Origin of the sequence: Streptomyces xinghaiensis S187 (genome assembly GCF_000220705.2) — a bacterium.
In the GTDB taxonomy this organism is placed as follows: domain Bacteria; phylum Actinomycetota; class Actinomycetes; order Streptomycetales; family Streptomycetaceae; genus Streptomyces; species Streptomyces xinghaiensis.
The window spans coordinates 4,902,278-4,922,576 of record NZ_CP023202.1 but is presented as its reverse complement, the minus strand read 5'-3'; the positions used below and the strand labels follow the sequence as shown (position 1 = coordinate 4,922,576).

Here is a 20,299-nt window from a genome sequence, read left to right as displayed (position 1 = left end):
GCGGAATCGTGTTCTCCGCGTCGGATGAAGAGATGCCGGGAGCGCTCCCATGGTTGAGTCCGTGGTCTTCTCGTGGTTGACCACGATTGCAGGGGGACACCTCCGCGGGGAAACCTGTGCTCGGTGGCGTCGGACACAAATCCCGTCACAGAATGAACTTTTGTCGCCAATATCCCGTCAATGACGGTATGAGACGTGCGGCAAGCGGTCCCTCGGACAGTGGTGCCGGCGCCGTCGCCGCCGTCCGGCCGCCGAGCAGCAGCAGACGGAACCGGTGACCCGGAGTTCCGGAAGTGGGGGAAGACGTGCGTACGACGTTCAAGAGCACGACGACGGTCGAACGGATACCCGTGGTCATCCACGCCTCCGACCCGATCACCAGAGCCGGTGCGGTCAGCCAGCTCCGGCAGCGCCCCGAGGTCGAACTCGTTGGCGAGACACGGGGCTTGGAGGCCCGCACCAACGGCGCCCGCGCCGGGGAGGCGCGGGGCGGAGAGGCGCGGAACGGTGAGTCCCGGGGCGGTGTCCGCACCGTCGCCGTGGTGCTCGCGGACCGGCTGGACGAGACCACGATGCTGCGGCTGCGGAGACTCGTGCGGACCGACGGCCTGAACGCCGTCCTGGTCACGGGTGTCATCCGGGAGGCCGAACTGCTCCAGGTCATCGAGTGCGGCGTCGGCGCCATCCTCTGGCGCCACGAGGCCACCGACCAGCGGCTGCTGCAGGCCGTGGTGGCCGCGGCCCGCGGCGAGGGCGATCTGCCCTCCGATCTGCTGGGCCGGCTGATCAACCAGGTCGGACGGCTCCAGCGGAACGCCGCGCAGCAGCCCGGCGGCAGCCCCGCCGGACTCGCGCCGCGCGAGATCGACATCCTCCGGCTGGTCTCCGAGGGCATGGACACCCGGGAGATCGCCGGAAAGTTGTCCTATTCCGAGCGCACCGTGAAGAACGTGCTGCACGGACTGACCACCCGGCTCCAGCTCCGCAACCGGGCGCACGCCGTCGCCTACGCGCTGCGCGAGGGGTACATCTGAGCCCTCCGCACCCTGGCACGAGCCGTCGCGAGGTCTTCCGGGCGGCGGAGCGGTCCGCGGGGGCAGCCGGGACTGCCCCCGCAGCGTCCCCCCGGAACGGGACGGGCGGGCCCCGGCGGCGGCAGGATGGCGCGGGGGACCGTACGGCAGCGCGGGACAGCGGAACGGGAAGGGCCGGACAGCACGGTGATTCATGAGGTCGACCACGTTCTGAAGGGCCTCCTGCGCGGTGGTGTGTTCTCCGGTACGGATGTGGAGGTCTCCTTCGAGGCCCCGAGCCGCGACTGGGCCGCGCGCCGCAACACCCCGACGATCAACGCCTATCTGTACGACATCCGCGAGGACACCGAGCGGCGGCAGCGCGGCGCGGTCTCCGTGAAGGATGCCCAGGGCATCGTACTGAAGCGCCGTCAGCCACCCCGCTGGTTCCGGCTGTCGTATCTGCTCACCGCCTGGACCAAGCGGCCGGAGGACGAACACCGGTTGCTCTCCGCCGTCATGGCCACGCTGCTCCCGCACGAGGTGCTGACGCCCTCGGAGCTGACGGGCGCCCTGGCGGAGCTCGGGCTCTCCGTGCCGATCACCATCGGGGTGCCGCCGGCCGAGTCGCGCTCCCTCGCCGACATCTGGTCGGCGCTGGGCGGTGAGCTGAAGCCGTCACTGGACGTGGTGGTCACCGCTCCCTTCCCGGCCGTGCCGGAGTACGCGGCCGGACCGCCGGTCACCGAGGGCGCGGGGGTCCGGGTGCGCGGGCTGGACGGCAGCCTGGACGGCTCGCCCGAACGGCACCACCGCCCGCGCCATCTGCGGCAGTTGGCCGGGGGCGGCGGTACCGGTGCCCCCGGGTCCGGGGGCGGGCCCGGAACACCGTCCGGTGACCGCGGGGCCGCCGGGACGGCGGACCGCCGCAAGGGCGGAGCGCGGCCCCGGTGACAGCCTTCCCCCACCTCACGGACCACATGGACCCCGCAGACCCCGCGAACCCCGCGAACCCCGCAGACCCGGCAGACCCCGCGGACCGCACCGGCCTCCGGGACGGCCGGGCGCCCGGCCCCGCCGCGGCCCTGACCGCCCGGCTCGTACGCCTGCGCGAACACGCCGCGGCCCTGGTGGAACTGCGCAGCGCCGGCGACCCGACCGCGGACGACCCGCTGCGCGGCCTGTACCTCTCCCCCGACGCGATACGGCACGCACTCCGCACGGCCGGCGGCACGCCCCCGACCGGCGAGGACGGCGGCACCGGCGCCGACGCGCGCGATGACGCCGGCGGTGGTCCCGGCGATGACGTGGGCGGTGGCGTCGGCGGCGGTGAACAGCCGCCCGGTGCCCCCGCGCACCCGGGCGACCGGCTGCCGCGGCTGGCGGCCCGCTTCGGCCTCGCCCTGCTGGACGTACGGATCCTGCTGGCCGCGCTCGCCCCCGATGTCGACCGGACCTTCGAACCCCTCTACGGCTATCTCAACGACGACGTCGGCAGGCGCCGCGCCACCACCGGACTGGTGCTCGACCTGTGCGGCCTGCCCGCGGACTCGGCCGCCGCCCGGGCCCGGCTCCATCCGTCCGCGCCCCTGCGCGCGAGCGGGCTGCTTCTCGTCGAGGAGGACGAACGCCCGTTCCTCTCCCGCTCGTTGCGCGTGCCCGACCGGGTCACCGCCCATCTGCTCGGCGACGACACCCCGGACGCGGCCCTCGCCGGCCACGCCCGGCTGCTGCCGGCCGCGGACGCAACCGGGGCCGGTACGGGCACACGAGGCGGAGGGGCCGGGGGACCCGATGCCTTCACGGACCGGCTCGCCGCCCGGCTGGCCGCGGGCCCCCTGCTGGTGCATCTGCGCGAGCACCGTCCCGGCGACGGGCTCTCCTGCGCTCTCGCCGCGCTGCGGGTGGCGGGCCGGGAAGCGCTGCTCCTCACCCCGTCCCCGGCCGGCGGGGCGGCGCACGCGGAGGGCCACGACCACACGGAGCACGCCGCCGCGCACCCGCCCGCCCACTCCGACCGTCCCCCGCCGCTCACCGCACTGCTGCGCGAGGCCCGGCTGCGCGACTGCGCGGTCGTCGTGTCCCCGCTGCCGGACGGCGAGGCGGCGGCCCCGCTGGTCCGGGGGCTCTCCGTGGGCGACGTACCGGTGCTGCTCACGGGGGCACAGCCGTACGACCCGCAGTGGTCCGGGGAGCGCACCGCGCCGCTCGCCCTCGACGCCCCGCGGCGGATGGCCGGTGCCACCGCCGTCTGGGCCGAGGCGCTGGGCCTGGCCGAGAGCGCGGGCGACGGCGGCACGGGCAACGGCGGTGACGGCGGGCTCGATCTGGCCCGGGTCACCGCCGCCTACCGGCTCGGCGACGAGCAGATCCGGCGCGCCGCCGGGGCCGCGCACGGCCTGGCCGCGTTCGACGGCACCCCGCTCACCGCCGCCCACCTCCGGCTGGCCGCGCGCCAGCAGTCCGCCTCCGGTCTGGAGCGGCACGCCCGCCGCATCCGGCCCGCCGTGGACTGGGACGATCTCGTCCTCCCCGAGACCCCGCTGGAGCAACTGCGCGAGCTGGCCCTGCGGTCCCGGTTCCGGGACCGGGTGCTGGGCGAGTGGCGGCTGAGCGCGGGCGGCGGCCGGGGGCGCGGAGTGCTGGGCCTGTTCGCGGGCGAGTCCGGCACCGGCAAGACCCTGTCGGCCGAGGTCGTGGCCGCCGAACTGGGCCTCGATCTCTATGTGGTCCAGCTCTCCTCCGTCGTCGACAAGTACGTCGGCGAGACCGAGAAGAACCTCGAACGCATCTTCACCGAGGCCGACCGCACGGACGCGGTGCTGCTCTTCGACGAGGCCGACGCCGTGTTCGGCAAGCGCTCCGAGGTGAAGGACTCGCACGACCGCTACGCCAACATGGAGAGCGCCTATCTCCTCCAGCGGCTGGAGTCCTTCGACGGCATCGCGCTGCTGACCACCAATCTCCGGGCCAACATCGACGAGGCGTTCACCCGCCGGCTCGACCTGGTGATCGACTTTCCGTTCCCGGACGCGGAGCAGCGCCTCGCGCTCTGGCACAACAGCCTGGCGGCCGTGCCCTGCGAGGAGGGTCTCGACGCGAAACCCTGCGCACAGGAGTTCGAGCTGTCGGGTGGCGCGATCCGCAGCGCCGTGGTCACGGCGGCGTACGCGGCGGCGGCCCGGGGCGGGGCGGTGGGCCCGGAGGATCTGCTGGCCGGGGCGCGGCGCGAGTACCGCAAGGCGGGACGGCTGGTGCCGTCGGCCGGCAGGGGCTGGTGACCGGCCGGGCACGCGGCCGCGGCGGGTGACCCTGCCGGGACGGGACCGCGTCCCGCCGTGGCGCGGGCCGCCACGGGCCGGCCAGAGGTGAACGGCCGGCCGGGGAACGCCTGTCCGGGAGGACGGCCGGCCCGGAGGGAGGCCGGCCGTCCGGTCCCGGTGGTTCAGGCCGGCAGTCGGCCGTTGAACTTCCAGAGCTGGTTGGTCGCGCCGTTGCAGGGCCACAGCACCGCGACGCTGCCGTCGGCCTTCTGGTGGTCGAAGATGTCGACGCACTTGCCGGAGTCCACGGCGCGCAGGGCCCGCTGCTCGTTCATCTCGAACTGCTGGGCGGGCTGCCCGTTGCAGTTGGCGATCTGGATGTCGGTGAAGTCGTCGTGCTTGCCCCAGGCCACGTCCATGCACATCCCCTGGGAGCGGAAGGTGCCGTCGCTCTCGGCCTTCCAGGTCTGCCCCGCGGAGCCCTCCCGGCAGGTCTCGATGACGAGCTGGGTGCCGTCCAGGCCGTCGGTGCTGCTCAGGCACTTGCCGGAGTCGTCGCTGACGAAGGTGCCGGTGGCGGACGGCTCCTTCTTCTTCGCGGGAGCCTTCTCCTCGGACTCGGCATCACCGCCGCCGCCACCGCCGCCGTCGCCGCCGTCCTCGTCCGCCTGGGGCTTCTCGGGCTGCTTCGGCTCCTCCTGCTCCGGCGGCGCCGACACCGAGGGGCCGGCCGGCGCCGACGGGCTCGCGGACGGCGGTGCGAGTTCCTGGGGCTTCTCCCCGGCGGCCGCGGCCTTCTCGGTGGCGAGGGTCGTGACCTGCGGGCCGCGGGCGAACCAGATGATCGCGAAGGCGATGCCCAGCGCGAACAGCAGACCGAAGGTGGCCATCGCCCAGTGCGGGAAGACGCTGCGCTGGACGTAGGTGCCCTCGACGTTCAGCGGCTCGGTGCCCGAACGCTGGAGGGCCAGGGCGTAGGGACGGATCTCCTTCCGCCCGAACCAGGTGACCTCCTTCGGCCGCACACTCGACTTCACCCAGGCGGCGCGGCCGGGCTCGATCTGCAGACTGCTCGGGTGGATGTCGAAACCGAGCTGGTCGCTGGGGTCGCCGCCGGTGACCGACGCGGTCAGCCGGGTGTTGCCGAGGTTGTCCACCGCGAGGACGGGGCGTCCGCGGAAGCGTCCCTTGGTGACGGGCGGCACCAGCTCGGCCCGCACCTCCGTGAACGGGGTGATGGTGAGGTTGCCCTCCACCACCGTGGCCGCCTCCGGATGCTCCGTCGGCACGATCTGCACACCGTACGGATTGGGTCCGGCGGTCGCGTCGGGCGACCGCGGCGGCGAGAACCGCAGCTCGACCGTCCCCGTCTGCCCCGGATACACCTTCAGGGCGGCCGGGTCGGCGCGCACCCACAGGGCCGGGTCGCCCACCGGGACGACGCGGTACTCGTCCACCACGTCGCCGGTGTTCCGGATCCGCAGCCGCACCATCGTGGTGCCGCCCGGGTCAACGGTCGTCGAAGCCGGCTCAAGAGAAGTCCACATACTCACCCGCCCGACGCTAGCCATCCCCGCCGGAGCCGGTCACCAGGAGACAAGGCAGGACCGATGCCCCAACGGGCGCCGCGCGGCTGCCTCTTCGGCACGGCGCGGGCCCGCGGCCGGGAGGGGGACGGCCCGGCCGGCGCCCCGGGCGGACGGCGGGCGGGCGGAGGGCTGCACGGAAGGGCCGGGAACACTGCCCTCGGAGAGGGTCTGCCGGACAGCCTCTCCTCCGCCGGGAGGGGGCATGACTTGACTGTCCGGGCCGAGGTGTAACGGACGACCCGCGGGCGTGCACCCCGTCCGTCCGCCGGTCTCCGCGTCCCGCCCTCCGCGCGGCGGCCCGTCCCGTACCCGCGACGGGGGCGGCACCGGCGCGGCACCGCCGGCCGGGTAGCGGCCCCGGCCGGGTACCGCGGGGGCGGGCCGCCCGGTTGGCGTGCGCCCCCCTGCCCGTACGGGCAGTTGCCGTGCCCCCGGCCGGGTACCCGTGACCGTTACCGCCGGGGGCCGGCTCGGTGAGGCTGGCGGCGTCACATCGCGTACTCCGAGGAGAGCCCAGCATGCCGTCGTATCTGTCACCGGGCGTCTACGTGGAGGAGGTGGCCAGTGGCTCTCGTCCCATCGAGGGGGTGGGTACCTCCGTGGCGGCCTTCGTCGGCCTCGCCCCGGAAGGGCCGCTCAACGAACCGACACTGGTGACCAACTGGACGCAGTACGTGGCGGCCTTCGGTGACTTCACCGACGGGTACTTCCTCGCCCACTCCGTCTACGGCTTCTTCAACAACGGCGGCAGCGCCGCCTACGTCGTCCGCGTCGGCGGAGTGCCCGGCGGGGAGTCCGGGACGGGGGGCGCGGGCGGTACCCGTAACGGGAGCCGGAGGGACGCGGCCGGCGACGGTCCGGCGGCCCTGCCCGCCGGTGAGCCGCGCCAGCTCGGCAAGTTCAAGGTGGCCGCGATCGCCCCCGGCGAGAGCGGCGCCGGGCTGAGCGTCGAGGTCGCCGACCCGGAGGGCGAGGGGCCCGCCGAGCGCTTCCGGCTGATCGTCAAGGACGGCGACCGGGCCGTGGAGACCTTCGACGTCACGGCGAACAAGAAGAGCGGCCGCACCTACGTCGTCAGCCAGGTGCGGGAGCGGTCCCGGCTGATCACCGTCGAGGAGGCCGCGCCCGCCGCGCAGCTGGCGCGCCCCGAGAACCAGACGGTGACACTGCCTGCCCCGGCCGGCGCCGTGGCGGCCCGGGGAGCCGACCGCGGCGGTGTGGCTCCCGCGGGCAACGGCCAGGCCGGACCGGGCGAGTACCTCGGTGACTCCGCCGACCGCACCGGCTTCGGCGGTCTGGAGGCCGTGGACGAGATCTCCATGGTCGCGGTCCCCGACCTGATGGCGGCCTACCAGCGCGGCGCCATCGACCTGGAGGCCGTCAAGGCCGTCCAGCTCGGGCTCATCGCGCACTGCGAACTGATGGGCGACCGCGTCGCCGTCATCGACCCGCCGCCGGGGCTCAACGCCCGCGAGGTCCGGGTCTGGCGCCAGGAGACGGCCGGCTACGACTCCAAGTACGCGGCGCTCTACTACCCGTGGATCAAGGTCTTCGACCCGTCCTCCGGCCAGCCGCGGCTCGTTCCGCCGAGCGGCCATGTGTCGGGCATCTGGGCCCGCAACGACTCCGAGCGCGGCGTGCACAAGGCTCCCGCCAACGAGGTGGTGCGCGGCGCCGTCGACCTGGAGCTGCAGATCACCCGCGGCGAGCAGGACCTGCTCAACCCCGTCGGCGTCAACTGCATCCGGGCCTTCCCCGGCCGCGGCATCCGCGTCTGGGGCGCCCGCACCCTCTCCTCCGACCCGGCCTGGCGCTACCTCAACGTCCGCCGGTACTTCAACTACCTGGAGGAGTCGATCCTGATCGGCACCCAGTGGGTGGTGTTCGAGCCCAACGACCACGCGCTGTGGGCCCGGATCCGGCGGAACGTCTCGGCGTTCCTCGTCAACGAGTGGCGCAGCGGCGCCCTGTTCGGCGCCCGGCCGGAGGACGCGTACTACGTCAAGTGCGACGAGGAGACCAACCCCTCGGAGTCGGTGGACCTCGGGCGGGTCATCTGCGAGATCGGCGTCTCACCGGTGAAGCCGGCCGAGTTCGTGATCTTCCGGCTGGCGCAGTTCTCCGACGGCGGCGGCCAGCTGGACGAGTGACCGCGTCCACCGCCGGAGCGGCGTGCGCCGGCGGTACCACCGCCTGCCGGCCGCCGGCCACCGGCCGCTTTTCGTCAGTCAGCAGTCGTCAGCCGTCATGCCTCCCCGGCCACCGGGGAGTCCACGGGCAGTCCGCCGCGTCGCGTACCGGCGGAACGAGTAGAAGGACCACAGCTCCATGAGTCTGCAGCCAGGTGACGCCCTCACCTCACACAATTTCGGCATCCAGATCGACGGCGTCATGGTCGAATTCCTCCAGGAGGTCAGCGGTCTGACCCGGGAGCAGGACGTCATCGAGTACATGCAGGTGTCCGACCAGGGCAAGCCGGTCACGAAGAAGATGCCGGGCGTCGCGAAGGCGGGCGAGGTCACGGTCGTGCGCGGCGCGACCCAGTCGTCCGTCTTCAGCGAGTGGATCGACACCTCCATGGCGGGAACGATGACCTCGGCCCGCAAGAACGCCACGATCGTGGTGATGGACTACGAGAACAACCCGGTCAAGCGGTACAACCTGCGCCAGGCGTGGGCTCGCAAGGTGGACACCAGCACGGTCAAGGCCGGCGAGGCCTCCGCGCTCACCGAGACCGTGACCATCACCTACGAAGAACTGGTCATGGACTGATGCGCCGTTCCGTCAGCGGGCTGGCCGCGCCCCCCGCTCCCGACGCGCTGAGCAGCGAGGAGCGGGCGGCCATCGGCACCGGCCCGGCCCCGCCACCCGCACGGCAGCAGCGGCGTCAGCTGCAGACCGAGTTCGAGTTCGAACTGCCGCGCGGCTACGTGGACGACGCGGGCGCGGTGCACCGGCACGGCGTGATGCGGCTGGCGACCGCCCGCGACGAGCTGGTCCCGCTGCGGGACGTGCGGGTCCAGGAGAACCCGGCCTATCTGTCGGTGGTGCTGCTCAGCCGGGTCATCACCCGGCTGGGCACGCTGCCGGCGGTGCACGACGGGATCGTGGAGCAGCTGTTCGCCTCCGACCTGGCCTTTCTGCAGGACTTCTACCGCCAGGTCAACGCCGAGGGGCACACCCGCGCCGGGGTGACCTGCCCGCACTGCGAGCAGCCGTTCGAGGTCGAGCTCGGCGGGAGCCGCCTGGGGGAATCGTGACGTACGCGACCGACCGTATCCATGAGGAGGTCGCGTACATCGCCTACCACTTCCACTGGACGCTGGACGACATTCTGGATCTGGAGCACGGCGACCGGCGGGCCTACGCCCGGCGGATCGCGGAACTCGTCACGCGCGCCGGCGCGGAGGGGTGAGGGGGAACGGTGGGAATCCTGGACCGGCTGCGGGGGCGCGGTGCCGGCGGTCCCGGTGACCGCGCGGGCGCCGGGGCCGACGCGGGGGCACCGTCGTCCGCCCCGGCGTCGTCCGCCGCGCCGTCCTCCCCCGCCGGGTCGTCCTCGCTGCCGGCTTCCGGCGGTCCGGCGGCGGCTTCGGCTTCCGGGGTGCCGGGAGGGGGACCCGACACGGCTGCCGGCACCCCGGGACACGGGGCCACGGCCCCGGCCGGTCATCCGGGCGGTGGAGCGCACCACCCGGGTGACCGGTCCGCGCTGCCGCCGATCCAGCGGACGACCGCCCACGGCGGGCCGGTGGCGTCCACGGACTTCGGCCGCGCCCTGCGGACCTGGCAGAACCCCTCCTTCTCCGGGCCGGGCCTCTCGCACGCCGTCCTCGACGACGCGCCGACGGGGATCATCCACGGCCTGCTCAGCAGCCGCGGGCCGGACGGCTCCGCCCCGGCCGCCCCCGCTGTCTCCACCGGGCCGGTCGCACCGGCCGCCACGGCCACCCGGGTCCCGCACGGTGGGGCCGCCGCACCGCGTACGGACGGCACGGTGGCACCCGCTCCCGGGCGGGCCGTTCAGCGCGCCGTGGCGGCGGCACGGCCGACCGGGCCCGCCGTGGCCCCGGTCCGTCCGTCCTCCGGCACGGACCGGCCCCGGGCCGCGCTGACGACCGCCGCACGCGGTGCCGCCGCCCCGGCCGGCGGTCTGCGCGCACTGCCCGTCGCCGCCCGGTCCGCATCCGCGTCCGCCCCCGCGTCCGCGTCTGTGGGAGAGGCCGGGCAGCGGGGGGCGAACAGCCCGGCGGGGGGCGGGACTTCGGCCTCCTCCTCCGCTTCCTCCGCTTCCTCGGCTTCCTCGTCCACCGCCGCTTCGTCTGCCCCGTCCTCCCCGTCCGCCGCCCCGGTGACCGTTCACCGCTCCGCGGGCGAGGGGACGCGGGGCGGCCCCGGCGCCCCTCCCGGCTCTCCCGCCTCTCCCACGCCTGCCGCGCCCCGGCCGTCCTCCGGGCCGCCGCCCGCCCGCCGTTCCGGTGAGGCCGCGCGCGGACGGCCGCTGCTCGGCGCCCCGGTGCCGGGCCCGCCGTCCGGCGCCGTGCCGCTGACCGGTCCCTCGACCGGTGACGGCACCTCTGTGCAGCGTGCCGCCGCTCCGGACTCCCCCGCTACGCGGCCCGGTTCCACGACGGGACCGGTCCGGGGCGGCGACGGCCCGGCCGCCACGGACCCGGCCGGACAGCGCTCCGGCGCCGCCGGCGGTACGGGCCCGGCGGCCACCAGCGCGCCTGCCGCCGGTTCCTCCCCCACGACGGGTGGCGGGTCCGGTGCGAACCCGGGACCGAGGTCGCGGCCGGGGCCGGGTGGCGCACCCGCCGCGGCGGCGGAGGCGGGCACGGCGGGCTCCGGTCCCGCCTCGCCCTCCGCGGCCCGCCCCGCGCCCGTCGTCCGCACGGCGCCCCCTCCGGTCCGGCCGCTGGCCACGGCCCGGCCGCTCCGGCTCGCCGGGGGCGGCCCGGCCGGGCCGCCCGCCGTCCAGCGCTCCGCCACGGCACCGGCCGTCCGGATGCGCCGCCTCGACCCCGCGCCCGCGTACCGGACCTCACGGGACGCGTCCGCGGCCGACCGCGCCCCCGGCCCCGCCGGACCGGCCGCGACCACGACAACCGGCGCCCCGCGCCGGGGCGTTGGTCCGGACCTGCCGGTCCAGCGCTCGGCCGCACCGTCCACGGCGCCCGGAACCTCCGGTCCCGCTCCGGCGGCTCGGGAAGCCGGATCCCTGCCCGGGGACACCGGCGACGGCACCGCCCCGGCACCGGGCTCCCCCGGCCGCAGGGGGAGCCGAGGCGTCGGCGCACGGCTCCGCGAGGCCCTCGGCCGGCGCGGCGGCGCGGCGGCCGGTGTGCCGGGGTCTCCCGCACCGGCCGCCTCCCGGACCTCCGGCGCCGCGCCGCGAACGGCCACGGCCGTGCAGCGCCGTGCCCGCGCCCACACGTCTCCGTCGTCCGGGACCGCCACGGAGCGGCCGGGCGGTGCGGACCGCGGTGAGACGGAACGGGCCCGGCGGTCCGCTTCCGCCGCCCCGGCCGCCGTACCCGGCCGCCGGGCGCCCTCAGAGCGGGCCGGCGACCCCGGCCCCGGTCGCGTCCCGCCGCCGCCCCCTGGCGCGCGGGGCGCGGCCGCCCCCTCCCCGGAGCAGCGGACGGGTCCGGCGCCGCAGCCCGGGCCCGGGACGGCTCCCGGGGCGGCGGCGGGACACTCCCGTGCGGGCGACCGGGCCGCCCGGTCCGCACAGCCCGGCAGCGGCCCGGTCGCCGCGCGTACGCCCGCGCCGACGGGAGCGGCGGGCACGGGACGCGCTGAGGCGGGGTCCGCGACCGTCCAGCGGTCCGCCACCGCGCCCGGCTCCGCGCGGTCCGGCGCTCCGGCGAGCGGGCAGCGGCCCGGTGCCGCCGGTGCTCCCGGTGCTCCCGGTGCGAAGGCGGGCGATGGCCCCGTCCGTCCGGTCGCGGGGCGGGGGCCCCGGGGAGACGCCGCACAGGGCGCGACTCCCTCGAACTCCGTTTCGCCGAGCGCTCTTTCGGCAGGTAATCGGGGCGACGGCGGGCAGCGGCCGGCGTCCGCTCCCCCGGCGCGGTCCGCCGGTCCGAACGTGCCGGGCGCGGGAGAGGCCCCGCCGCGCGCCGCCGTCCCGTCCCCCGCTGCCGGGCGGCGGGCGGGTGGCTCCGCCGCACCGGGCGCCGGACAGGCGCCGATGCCCGTCCAGCGCGCGGCCGTCGCCGGACCCACCCCTCGTCCGTTCGCCCCGGGGGGAACGCCTGTGCCCGCACCGGGCACGGACCCGGCACCACCGGCACCGGCACCGGCTGACGGTTCGCCGTCACCCGCCGGGGCACACACCCCGCTCACCGCTCCGGCCGTCCCCGCGAGCGCGCCGGGTCCGGAGTCGCTCCCCGTCCAGCGGCTGGTCTCCGCCCCGGACGCGACCGGAGCGTCCCGGGACCCCGGCGGCGCACCGTCGCCCGGTCCGGGCGCGCCCGGCGGGCCGGGCGCCCGACGCGGTGCCGCACCGGCGCCCGGGGGGACACCCCTCCAGCGGCCGTCCGCCGCTCCGGACGCGCCGGGCACACCGGGGCCCGCCCCGTCCGTCTCCGCCCCCGCGGCGCCCGCCGCCACCGCCCCCGTGCAGCGGCTGGTCACCCCCTCCTCGCGGCCGGACGCGGCCGGCGCCACGACGCCCGTGGCCGGCCTCGGCGGGCCGCTTCCCCGCCCCGCCTCCCGTACCGGCACGGCTCCGGCCCCCGGTTCCGCACGGCGCGGAGCGGACGGGGCGCGGGCCCTTCCGGGACCGGCTCCCCGGGCCGGTGCCCCCGTGGTGCAGCGCGCGGGGCTCGCCGCGCCCGTCCGCACGGTGCCCGGCGGCCCGCCCCCCGCGCCCGGCCCGGTACGGCACGCGCCCGGACGGCACGGAGCCGGGCCCGGCGCCGTGGGGCAGCGTCCCGGGGTGCCGCTCACCGCGGCCGCGGCCGCTCCTCTCGTCCCGCTGCCGATCCAGCGCGCCGCCACCGCCGGAGCTCCGGAGCCGTCATCGGACGGTCCGGAGGCGGGGCAGGGGCAGGGGCAGCCGCCGGGCGTCACCACCGTGCAGCGCGCGCCCGCCGCGACGGCGGCGCCCCGGACACCGCGACCGCCGTCACCCGCCAAGGCGGGACCGCAGGGCGGCCGGGGCCCCGGCCAGGGGTTCGCCCCGGAGTCACTGACGAAGGACCAACTCGACCAGCTCGCGGGTCTGTTGCTGGCACCACTGCTGCGGCGGCTCCGCAAGGACAAGGAGAAGAAGGACACGCTGGCCCGTCTGCTCTTCCACCCGACCATGCGGCTGCTGAGGGAGAACAGCCGCCTGGACGAGCTCGCCCGGGTGCTGCTCGGCCCGCTCTCCCGGCTGCTCCGTGCCGAACTCCGCCAGGAGCGCGAGCGGATCGGCAGGCTCCGCGACGCGCGCCGCTGATCCCGCACCGCAGCCCCGCACGGCACCGACCGCCCCGCACGCACCACCCCGCACAGCCACCGCCCAGCGCAACACCGCACCGCCCAGCACAGCACCGCCCGCACCGAAGCCCAGCGCCGCACCGCGACCCACCGCCCGGTCGCCGGACCGCCGACGAGAGAAACCGGAAGGTCGACCCATGAGCACCGAGGATCCCGGCTCCACCATCTACTTCACGCTGTCCATCGACGGCCAGAGCCTGGGCTCGTTCAACGGGTGCGAAGGGCTCGCCTCCAGCGTGGAGGTCGAACAGCGCCACGAGGGCGGGAACAACGACTTCGTCTGGCAGCTCCCCACCCGGGTCGTGTTCTCGAACATCCGGCTGACCCGCCCCCTCACCCCGGACACGACACGCGTCGCCGCCTGGATCTCCGAGGTCGCCACGGGTGTCACCCGCCCCACCGCGCAGATCTCCGCCCTCCGCGCGGACGGCTCGCTCGTCGCCCGCTGGGGCCTGGTCGACGTCCTGCCGGTCAGCTGGACCGGCCCGACGCTGGACCCCGAGAACCCGAGCGTGGCCACCGAGGTCCTGGAGATCGCCCACCACGGCTTCACCGACGCCGGAGCGGCGTGATGGCCGGCCGGAAGAACGGCCCGGCCCTCGGCAGGAGCGGGGGGAAGGGCGGCGGCATGAGCGGGGCCGGCCAGAGCCTCGTCCGGGCCACCCTGCGCGTCCACCAGCCGCCGACCGGGAAGAGCAACTCCCCCGGTGCGCTGATCAAGGAGCTGGAGTTCCAGTTCAACCCCTCCGAGCTGTCGCTGAGCCGCCGCTCCACGTGGAAGAGCACCGCGGCGGCCGCGGTCCGCGACGCGCCGCCGCCGGAGTTCATCGGTCCGGAGCCGCGCTCGCTGGACGTGGAGGTGTTCCTCGACCGCTCCGACGACCCGGGCTCGAACGATGTGCAGAAAGCCTGTGAACTGCTGCTCTCCTGCTGCGAGGTGACGGAGGCCAGCATCGCCGCCAAGCGGCCGTCCACGCCCTGGGTGAAGTTCCAGTGGGGCAGCTTCTCCACGGTCAGCTTCAACGCCTACGTCAGCTCGGCCGACGTCGAATACACGCTCTTCAGCGCCACCGGGCTGCCGATGCGCGCCACCTGCCGGCTCCACCTGGAGGAGATCCCCAGCGGCAAGCCGGGCCAGAACCCGACCTCCGGCGCGCTGACCACCCGGCGCGTGCACCGCGTGGTGGCCGGCGACTCGCTCCCCTCGCTGGCCTTCCGCGAGTACGGGGACGCCACCGTCTGGCGCCTCATCGCGGAGGCCAACGGCATCGACGACCCGTCACGGCTGCCGCCCGGCCGGGAGCTGCTGCTCCCGGCGCCCGAGGAGGTGGGTGCGTGACCGGCACCGCGGCGCCCCGCACCGGGGCCCCGGGCGGCGGGCGGGCACCGTGCGGCCGGTTCCGTAACCGGACGGGACGGCCCGCGGCCCGCACCCGGACCGGCACCCGCGCCCGCACTCCCTAGCGCGGCAGGACGAGAGCACCGCGCACCGCACCCGCACACCGGCAGCACAAGAACACCGCAGCGCGAGAACACCGCAGGACGAGAAGGAAACAAAGGTCACCGACGTGCCAGAGGCAACCCGCTCCCATGTGCTGGAAGTCAGCATCAACGGCGCCGTGCTGCGCGGCGACGACGCCCTGCTGCTCATCGAGGGCTGGGTGGACTTCGCCGCCGGGGTGCCGGGCGCCTTCCAGCTGACCTTCCGCGACGAGGACCGCGAGGCGCTGCAGCTCGTCAACGCCGAGATCGGCGCCCCGGTGGTGCTGACCGCCGTCTCGGGCCCGCAGCGCACCAAGCTGCTCACCGGGGAGGTCACCGGTCTGGAGACCGACTACGACGGCCAGGGCAGCTTCAGCATCGTGCGCGGCTACGACGCGGGCCACCGGCTGCTGCGGAAGAAGCGGGTGGCCGGCTACCGGGGCATGAGCGCGGCCCTCATCGCGCAGCAGCTGCTCCAGGAGGCCGGGGTGGCGGCCGGGGAGGTCGGCCCGACGCCGGGCACCTACCCGTACATCACCCAGGCCGGCGTCTCCGACTGGGATTTCCTCTGCCGGCTCGCGGACGAGAACAACGTGGTCATGTCGGTGGACGCCGAGGGGAAGTTCCAGTTCGCGCCGGCCAAGCGGGCCTCCGGCGCGCCCGCCGCCAGTTCCCCGCTCTCCCCCACCGACAACCCGCTGGAGCTCCGCGGCGGCCAGGAGGTGAAGCGGTGCCGCTCCACGGTCACCGCCTCCGACCAGGTCGCGCGGGTGGAGGTGCGCGGCTGGGACGTCTCGGCCAAGAGCGCCCTCACCGCCAAGTCGCCCGCCGGGGCCGCCAACAAGGGCGCCCTGATCGGGACCACGCCGGGCAGGGCCCTCGCGGGCTTCAAGCCGGTCCAGAAGTTCGAACTGGCCCGCACCGACACTCCGTTCGACAACCAGCGGCAGGTGACCCAGGCCGCGAAGGCGCTCGCGGACGATGTCACCGGCGCCTTCGCCGAGGTCGAGGTCTGCGTGCACGGCGAGCCCAAGCTGCGCCCGGGTGTCGCCGTCACGCTCACCGACGTCGGCAAGCCGTTCGAGGGCAAGTACACCGTCACCGGGGCCCGCCACCTCTACGCGGCCGGCTCCGGCTACGAGACCTGGGTGACCGTCACCGGCCGCCAGTGGCGCTCCTTCTACGGCCTGGCGTCCGGCGGCGGCGACGGCTACGGGGGCCGGCTGCCGAGCGTCGCCAACGCCCTGGTCACCGATGTGCAGGACCCGCTGCGCCAGGGCCGCGTCAAACTGAAGTTCCCCTGGCTGGACGACAAGTACATCAGCGACTGGACCCGCACCGTGCAGTACGGCGGCACCCAGGGCGGCGGGCTGATCACCCCGAGCGTCAACGACGAGGTGCTGGTGGCGTTCGACCGCGGCGCGCTCGACCACCCGTACGTCATCGGCAGCCTCTACAACGGCCGGGACAAGCCCAGCCGCGGCGACGTGCAGTACTACGACAAGCTGGGCCGGGTCGTCCGCCGCACCCTGGCCGACCGCGCCAACAACCGGCTCGACCTGCTGGACCAGCCGACGATGCGCCGCAAGCGCGGGGTCCGGCTGAGCACCGGCGACGAGAAGCTGACCGTCCACCTCGACCGCACGAAGACCGAGATCACCGTGGACAGCAAGGGCGCGGTCTCCATCACCGGGGGCACCGACGTCACCATCAAGGCCGGCCGGGCCCTCAGCATCCAGGCGGGCGGGCCGATCTCGATGCGGAGCGGAGCGGCCATCACCATGACGGCCGCGACCCGCGTCCAGACCACCGCCCCCTCCGTCGGCCTCACCGGCTCGACGGCGGTGAGCATCGGCGGCGCCGCTCTGGATGTGAAGTCCTCGCTGGTGAACGTGGTCTCCGGCGCGGTGAACGTGGTGTCGGCCGCGGCGCTCAGCCTCCAGGCCACCGCCGCGGTGTCGATCCGGGGCGCCACGATCCCGCTGACCGGCGTCGTCATGGTCAACAACAAGCCTCTCCCCTTCTGACCGCCCGTGTCCCCGGCCTCCGCCCGCCTCCGTTCCCTGCCCGTACCCGTCCGTCCTGTCCGCGCCCGCCCCGACCCCGTCCGTCCCGTGACCGCTGGAGCCCCGCTCATGCATCCGACCGCACCGACCGCACCGCAGCACCGCACCGGCCCCGGAAGGACGGCCCGCCATGGCTGAGCAGTTCGTCGGTTCCGGCTGGGCGTTCCCGATGCGCATCGGCCCGTCCGGGGGCATCGCCCTGGTCAGCGGGGAACGCGAGATCGAGGAGGCCATCCGGCTGGTGCTGGCCACCGCGCCCGGTGAGCGGCCCATGCGGCCGGAGTACGGCTGCGCCATCCACGACCTCGTCTTCGCTCCCGTCAACGAGTCGACGGCGGGCCGCATCCAGAGCGAGGTCCGCTCCAGCCTCGACCGCTGGGAGCCGCGCATCGAGGTGGACGAGGTGGAGGTGACGGCGGGCGAACCGGCCGTGCTCTACATCGACGTCCGCTACCGCGTCCGCGGCACCAACAACCCGCGCAGCCTCGTCTTCCCGTTCTATGTGATCCCCTCCCACGACGAGCCGACCTCCGCCTCCGCCGAGGACGGCGGACCGGCCACCGAAAGCGACCGCTGATGGCCCTGCCCTCCCCCAACCTCGACGACCGCCGCTTCCAGCAGTTCGTCGACGACGCCAAGCGCTACATCCAGCAGCGCGCCCCGGAGTGGACCGACCACAACGTCTCCGACCCGGGCGTGACGCTGGTGGAGACGGTCGCGCACATGGCCGACCAGATCGTGTACCGGCTCAACCGGGTGCCGGAGAAGAACTATCTGGCGTTCCTCGACCTGCTCGGCATCACGCTCTTCCCGCCCTCCGCCGCCCGCGCGGACATCACCTTCTGGCTCTCCGCGCCGCAGCCCCAGCCGGTCCTGCTGCCCGCCGGCACGGAGGTGGCCACCGAGCGCACCGAGACCGAGGAGGCGGTCGTCTTCGCCACCGAGGACGACCTCAACGTGCTGCCGTGCTCGCTGCGGCACGTCGTGGTGCAGCCCGGCGGGGAGACGGCCACCGACCGGACCCACGACGTGGCCGAGGGCAAGGACATCACCTGCTTCGCGGACGCGCCGCGCGCCGGCGACGCCATGCTGTTCGGGCTCAGCGCCGCCGTGCCGCACTGCGCGGTCGTGCTCGAACTCGGCAGCCGTGTCGACGGTGTCGGCGTCGACCCGCGGCAGCCGCCGCTGGCCTGGGAGGCGTGGACGGCCGACGGCTGGGCGCCCTGCGAGCTGGAGGAGGACACCACCGGCGGCCTCAACCGCCCGGGCGAGGTGATCCTGCACATCCCCGGCGGGCACATCCTCTCCCGCACCGGCCGGCACGAGGCGGGCTGGCTGCGCTGCCGGGTCACCGAACCCGCCGCCGACCAGCCCTTCTACACCACCTCCCCGACCCTGCGGTCCGCCGACGCCTTCACCATCGGCGGCACCACCCGGGCCGTGCACGCCGAAGTGATCACGGACGAGGCGCTCGGCGAGGCCACCGGCCTGCCCGGGCAGCGGCTGCGGCTGGCCCGCCCGCCGGTGGTCGCCGACGACCCGCCGCTGCGTCTCCAGGTCGCCGAGGACGACGGCTGGTCCGACTGGGAGGTCGTGTCCCACCTGGCCGCATCCGGCCCGGACGAGCGGCATGTGACGCTCGACCCGGCCACCGGGGAGATCGCCTTCGGCCCCTCCGTCCGCGAACCCGACGGCACCCTGCGCCAGTACGGTGCCGTGCCGCGCAAGGGCGCCGTCATCCGCGCCCGCCGCTACCGCACCGGCGGGGGCCGGTCCGGCAACGTCGCCCGCGGCACCATCCAGGTGCTGCGCAGCTCGGTGCCGTACGTCACGCGGGTGGAGAACCGCGAGGCGGCGAGCGGCGGCGTGGACGGCGAGACGGTCGAGGAGGCCAAGGTCCGCGCGCCCGTCACCCTGCGCGCCCAGGACCGGGCCGTCACCCTGCGGGACTATGAGCAGCTGGCCCGCCGCGCCGCTCCGGAGACCGCGCGCATCACCTGCCTGGAGGCGGACCCGGAGGAGCACGGGGCCTACGCGGTGCGGGTGCTGGTCGTCCCCGACGCCGTACCCGACCGGGGCGGGCGGCTCCGCTTCGAGCAACTGGTGCCCGCCGACGACCTGCTGGAGCGGATCACCCGCTATCTGGACGAGCGGCGCCTCATCGGCACCCGGCTCGCCGTGGGCCCGCCCTACTACCAGGGCGTCACGGTCGTCTCCACGCTGCACGCCTTCCGGGGCGTCGACCACGACAGGGTGCGGCAGCAGGCGCTGGACGCCCTGTACCGGCATCTGGACCCGCTGGTCGGCGGCGCGCACGGCAAGGGCTGGCGGTTCGGCCATCCGGTGCAGGCCGGTGAGGTCTTCGCGGTCCTCCAGCGCGTCCCCGGGGTCGAACTCGTGGACGAGGTGCGGCTCTACCCGGCCGATCCGCTGACCGGCAAGCGCGGTGACGCCACCGACCGCATCGACCTCGAACGGCCCGCGCTGGTCTTCTCGTTCGACCACCGCGTCCGCGTGATCGGGGGCTGATCGCGGTGCGCGGATCGATCGACGGACTGGGCAGCGCGCAGCCGCTCGGCCTGATGCTGCCGGCGCTCTTCGCCGACGACGAGCTGGCGCAGCGCTTCACGGCCGGCCTGGACGAGGTGCTGGCCCCCTTCCTCAACGTCCTGGACTGCCTGGAGGCGTACTTCGACCCGTCGCTGGCCCCCCTGGACTTCACCGCCTGGCTGGGCGGCTGGGTGGGCGCGGAGACGGAGCAGGACACCGCCGCCGGCGCCCCCTCCGGCGGGCCGCCACCGGCGGGCGCACCGGCGCACGCTGCCGGTGCGGGCGCGGCTGCGGGCAACGGTGCCGGCGTGCCCGCGGAGCCCCCGCTCGACGGTCCGGCGGAGGCGCGGCTGCGCGAGGCCGTGGCCGTCGCCGCCACCCTGCACCGGCTGCGCGGCACCCGGCGCGGACTGGCCACGGCGGTCCGGCTGGTGTTCGGCGTGGAGCCCGAGATCACCGAGAGCGGCGCGGCGAGCTGGGCGGAGCGCCCCCTGGGCGCCGTCCCCGGCGAGCGCCGCCCGCGTCTGCACGTGTCGATCCGGCTCCCCGAGCCGGATCCCGGGGCCGAGCCCCGCCTCGACGAACTGGTCGCGGCGGCCCGCCCCGCCCACATGCCCTACACGGTCACGGTGACCGTCGCAGAGAGGACAACCCGAACGTGAACAGGGACAGCCGAACGGAGGACCGCGGCACCGGACGGCCCGACGCCTGCGCGGAGTGCGGTACGCAGGCGGAACCGGGACAGCCCTTCTGCGAGGGATGCGGAGCGGTCCTGGACTGGAGCCCGGCCGGCGGCACGGGCGGTACGGGCCGGAGCGGTACGGCCGGCGGCGGTACGGCGCGGA

Annotated in this window: 15 protein-coding genes; 14 read left to right on the top strand and 1 reads right to left on the bottom strand. The window is 75.5% G+C overall.

Annotation, left to right across the window (positions count from 1 at the left end):
• Positions 1–305: 305 nt before the first annotated feature.
• From SXIN_RS21050 to SXIN_RS21040, 3 genes are all read left to right on the top strand, one after another.
• Entirely contained in the window at positions 306–1,034 is a 729-nt protein-coding gene (locus tag SXIN_RS21050; RefSeq protein WP_238153823.1) for a helix-turn-helix transcriptional regulator, read from the top strand.
• 186 nt (positions 1,035–1,220) lie between these two features.
• Positions 1,221–1,967 (top strand): Pvc16 family protein, encoded by a 747-nt coding sequence (locus SXIN_RS21045; RefSeq protein ID WP_095758127.1) that lies wholly within the window; start codon positions 1,221–1,223, stop codon positions 1,965–1,967.
• 26 nt (positions 1,968–1,993) lie between these two features.
• Positions 1,994–4,294: an ATP-binding protein gene (locus tag SXIN_RS21040; RefSeq protein ID WP_095758126.1), complete on the top strand. Its 2,301-nt coding sequence runs from the start codon at positions 1,994–1,996 to the stop codon at positions 4,292–4,294.
• Between the two features lie 164 nt (positions 4,295–4,458).
• Here the strand turns inward: SXIN_RS21040 and SXIN_RS21035 are convergent, their stop codons facing one another.
• Complete coding sequence (locus SXIN_RS21035) at positions 4,459–5,823, bottom strand: ricin-type beta-trefoil lectin domain protein (RefSeq protein WP_337589373.1); 1,365 nt, start codon at positions 5,821–5,823, stop codon at positions 4,459–4,461.
• 560 nt (positions 5,824–6,383) lie between these two features.
• Between SXIN_RS21035 and SXIN_RS21025 the strand changes: the two genes are divergently transcribed.
• The 11 genes from SXIN_RS21025 (at position 6,384) to SXIN_RS20960 (ending at position 20,116) form a co-directional block, all read left to right on the top strand.
• A complete protein-coding gene (locus tag SXIN_RS21025; protein WP_019711334.1) occupies positions 6,384–8,015 on the top strand; it encodes a phage tail sheath family protein in 1,632 nt (543 codons plus the stop codon).
• Between the two features lie 178 nt (positions 8,016–8,193).
• A complete protein-coding gene (locus SXIN_RS21020) occupies positions 8,194–8,637 on the top strand; it encodes a phage tail protein (protein WP_019711335.1) in 444 nt (147 codons plus the stop codon).
• A complete protein-coding gene (locus tag SXIN_RS21015; protein ID WP_019711336.1) occupies positions 8,637–9,125 on the top strand; it encodes a hypothetical protein in 489 nt (162 codons plus the stop codon). The genes SXIN_RS21020 and SXIN_RS21015 overlap by 1 nt, the downstream gene beginning before the upstream one ends.
• Positions 9,122–9,280: a DUF6760 family protein gene (locus SXIN_RS31565; RefSeq protein WP_019711337.1), complete on the top strand. Its 159-nt coding sequence runs from the start codon at positions 9,122–9,124 to the stop codon at positions 9,278–9,280. The genes SXIN_RS21015 and SXIN_RS31565 overlap by 4 nt, the downstream gene beginning before the upstream one ends.
• A gap of 3,399 nt (positions 9,281–12,679) precedes the next feature.
• A complete protein-coding gene (locus SXIN_RS31335) occupies positions 12,680–13,315 on the top strand; it encodes a hypothetical protein (RefSeq protein ID WP_157916324.1) in 636 nt (211 codons plus the stop codon).
• A gap of 178 nt (positions 13,316–13,493) precedes the next feature.
• Positions 13,494–13,928, top strand: coding sequence for a phage tail protein (locus SXIN_RS20985; RefSeq protein ID WP_019711338.1), 435 nt, complete (start codon positions 13,494–13,496; stop codon positions 13,926–13,928).
• Between the two features lie 56 nt (positions 13,929–13,984).
• Positions 13,985–14,695: a CIS tube protein gene (locus SXIN_RS20980; protein ID WP_095758125.1), complete on the top strand. Its 711-nt coding sequence runs from the start codon at positions 13,985–13,987 to the stop codon at positions 14,693–14,695.
• A 229-nt stretch (positions 14,696–14,924) separates the two neighbouring features.
• A complete protein-coding gene (locus SXIN_RS20975) occupies positions 14,925–16,865 on the top strand; it encodes a VgrG-related protein (protein ID WP_039823878.1) in 1,941 nt (646 codons plus the stop codon).
• A gap of 169 nt (positions 16,866–17,034) precedes the next feature.
• On the top strand, positions 17,035–17,481 hold the full coding sequence (locus SXIN_RS20970; RefSeq protein WP_019711342.1) for a GPW/gp25 family protein: 447 nt from the start codon (positions 17,035–17,037) through the stop codon (positions 17,479–17,481).
• Positions 17,481–19,433, top strand: a complete 1,953-nt coding sequence (locus SXIN_RS20965; protein WP_019711343.1) for a putative baseplate assembly protein — start codon at positions 17,481–17,483, stop codon at positions 19,431–19,433. Before SXIN_RS20970 ends, SXIN_RS20965 begins: the two co-directional genes overlap by 1 nt.
• Positions 19,434–19,438: 5 nt before the next feature.
• Positions 19,439–20,116 (top strand): phage tail protein, encoded by a 678-nt coding sequence (locus tag SXIN_RS20960; protein ID WP_095757362.1) that lies wholly within the window; start codon positions 19,439–19,441, stop codon positions 20,114–20,116.
• Positions 20,117–20,299 lie beyond the last annotated feature (183 nt).

Coding starts and splice junctions, on each gene's coding strand:
- SXIN_RS21040 (WP_095758126.1), top strand. CDS start 1,994: ATGGACCCCGCAGACCCCGCGAACCCCGCGAACCCCGCAGACCCGGCA.
- SXIN_RS21035 (WP_337589373.1), bottom strand. CDS start 5,823: ATGTGGACTTCTCTTGAGCCGGCTTCGACGACCGTTGACCCGGGCGGC.
- SXIN_RS21025 (WP_019711334.1), top strand. CDS start 6,384: ATGCCGTCGTATCTGTCACCGGGCGTCTACGTGGAGGAGGTGGCCAGT.
- SXIN_RS21020 (WP_019711335.1), top strand. CDS start 8,194: ATGAGTCTGCAGCCAGGTGACGCCCTCACCTCACACAATTTCGGCATC.
- SXIN_RS21015 (WP_019711336.1), top strand. CDS start 8,637: ATGCGCCGTTCCGTCAGCGGGCTGGCCGCGCCCCCCGCTCCCGACGCG.
- SXIN_RS20985 (WP_019711338.1), top strand. CDS start 13,494: ATGAGCACCGAGGATCCCGGCTCCACCATCTACTTCACGCTGTCCATC.
- SXIN_RS20980 (WP_095758125.1), top strand. CDS start 13,985: ATGAGCGGGGCCGGCCAGAGCCTCGTCCGGGCCACCCTGCGCGTCCAC.
- SXIN_RS20970 (WP_019711342.1), top strand. CDS start 17,035: ATGGCTGAGCAGTTCGTCGGTTCCGGCTGGGCGTTCCCGATGCGCATC.
- SXIN_RS20965 (WP_019711343.1), top strand. CDS start 17,481: ATGGCCCTGCCCTCCCCCAACCTCGACGACCGCCGCTTCCAGCAGTTC.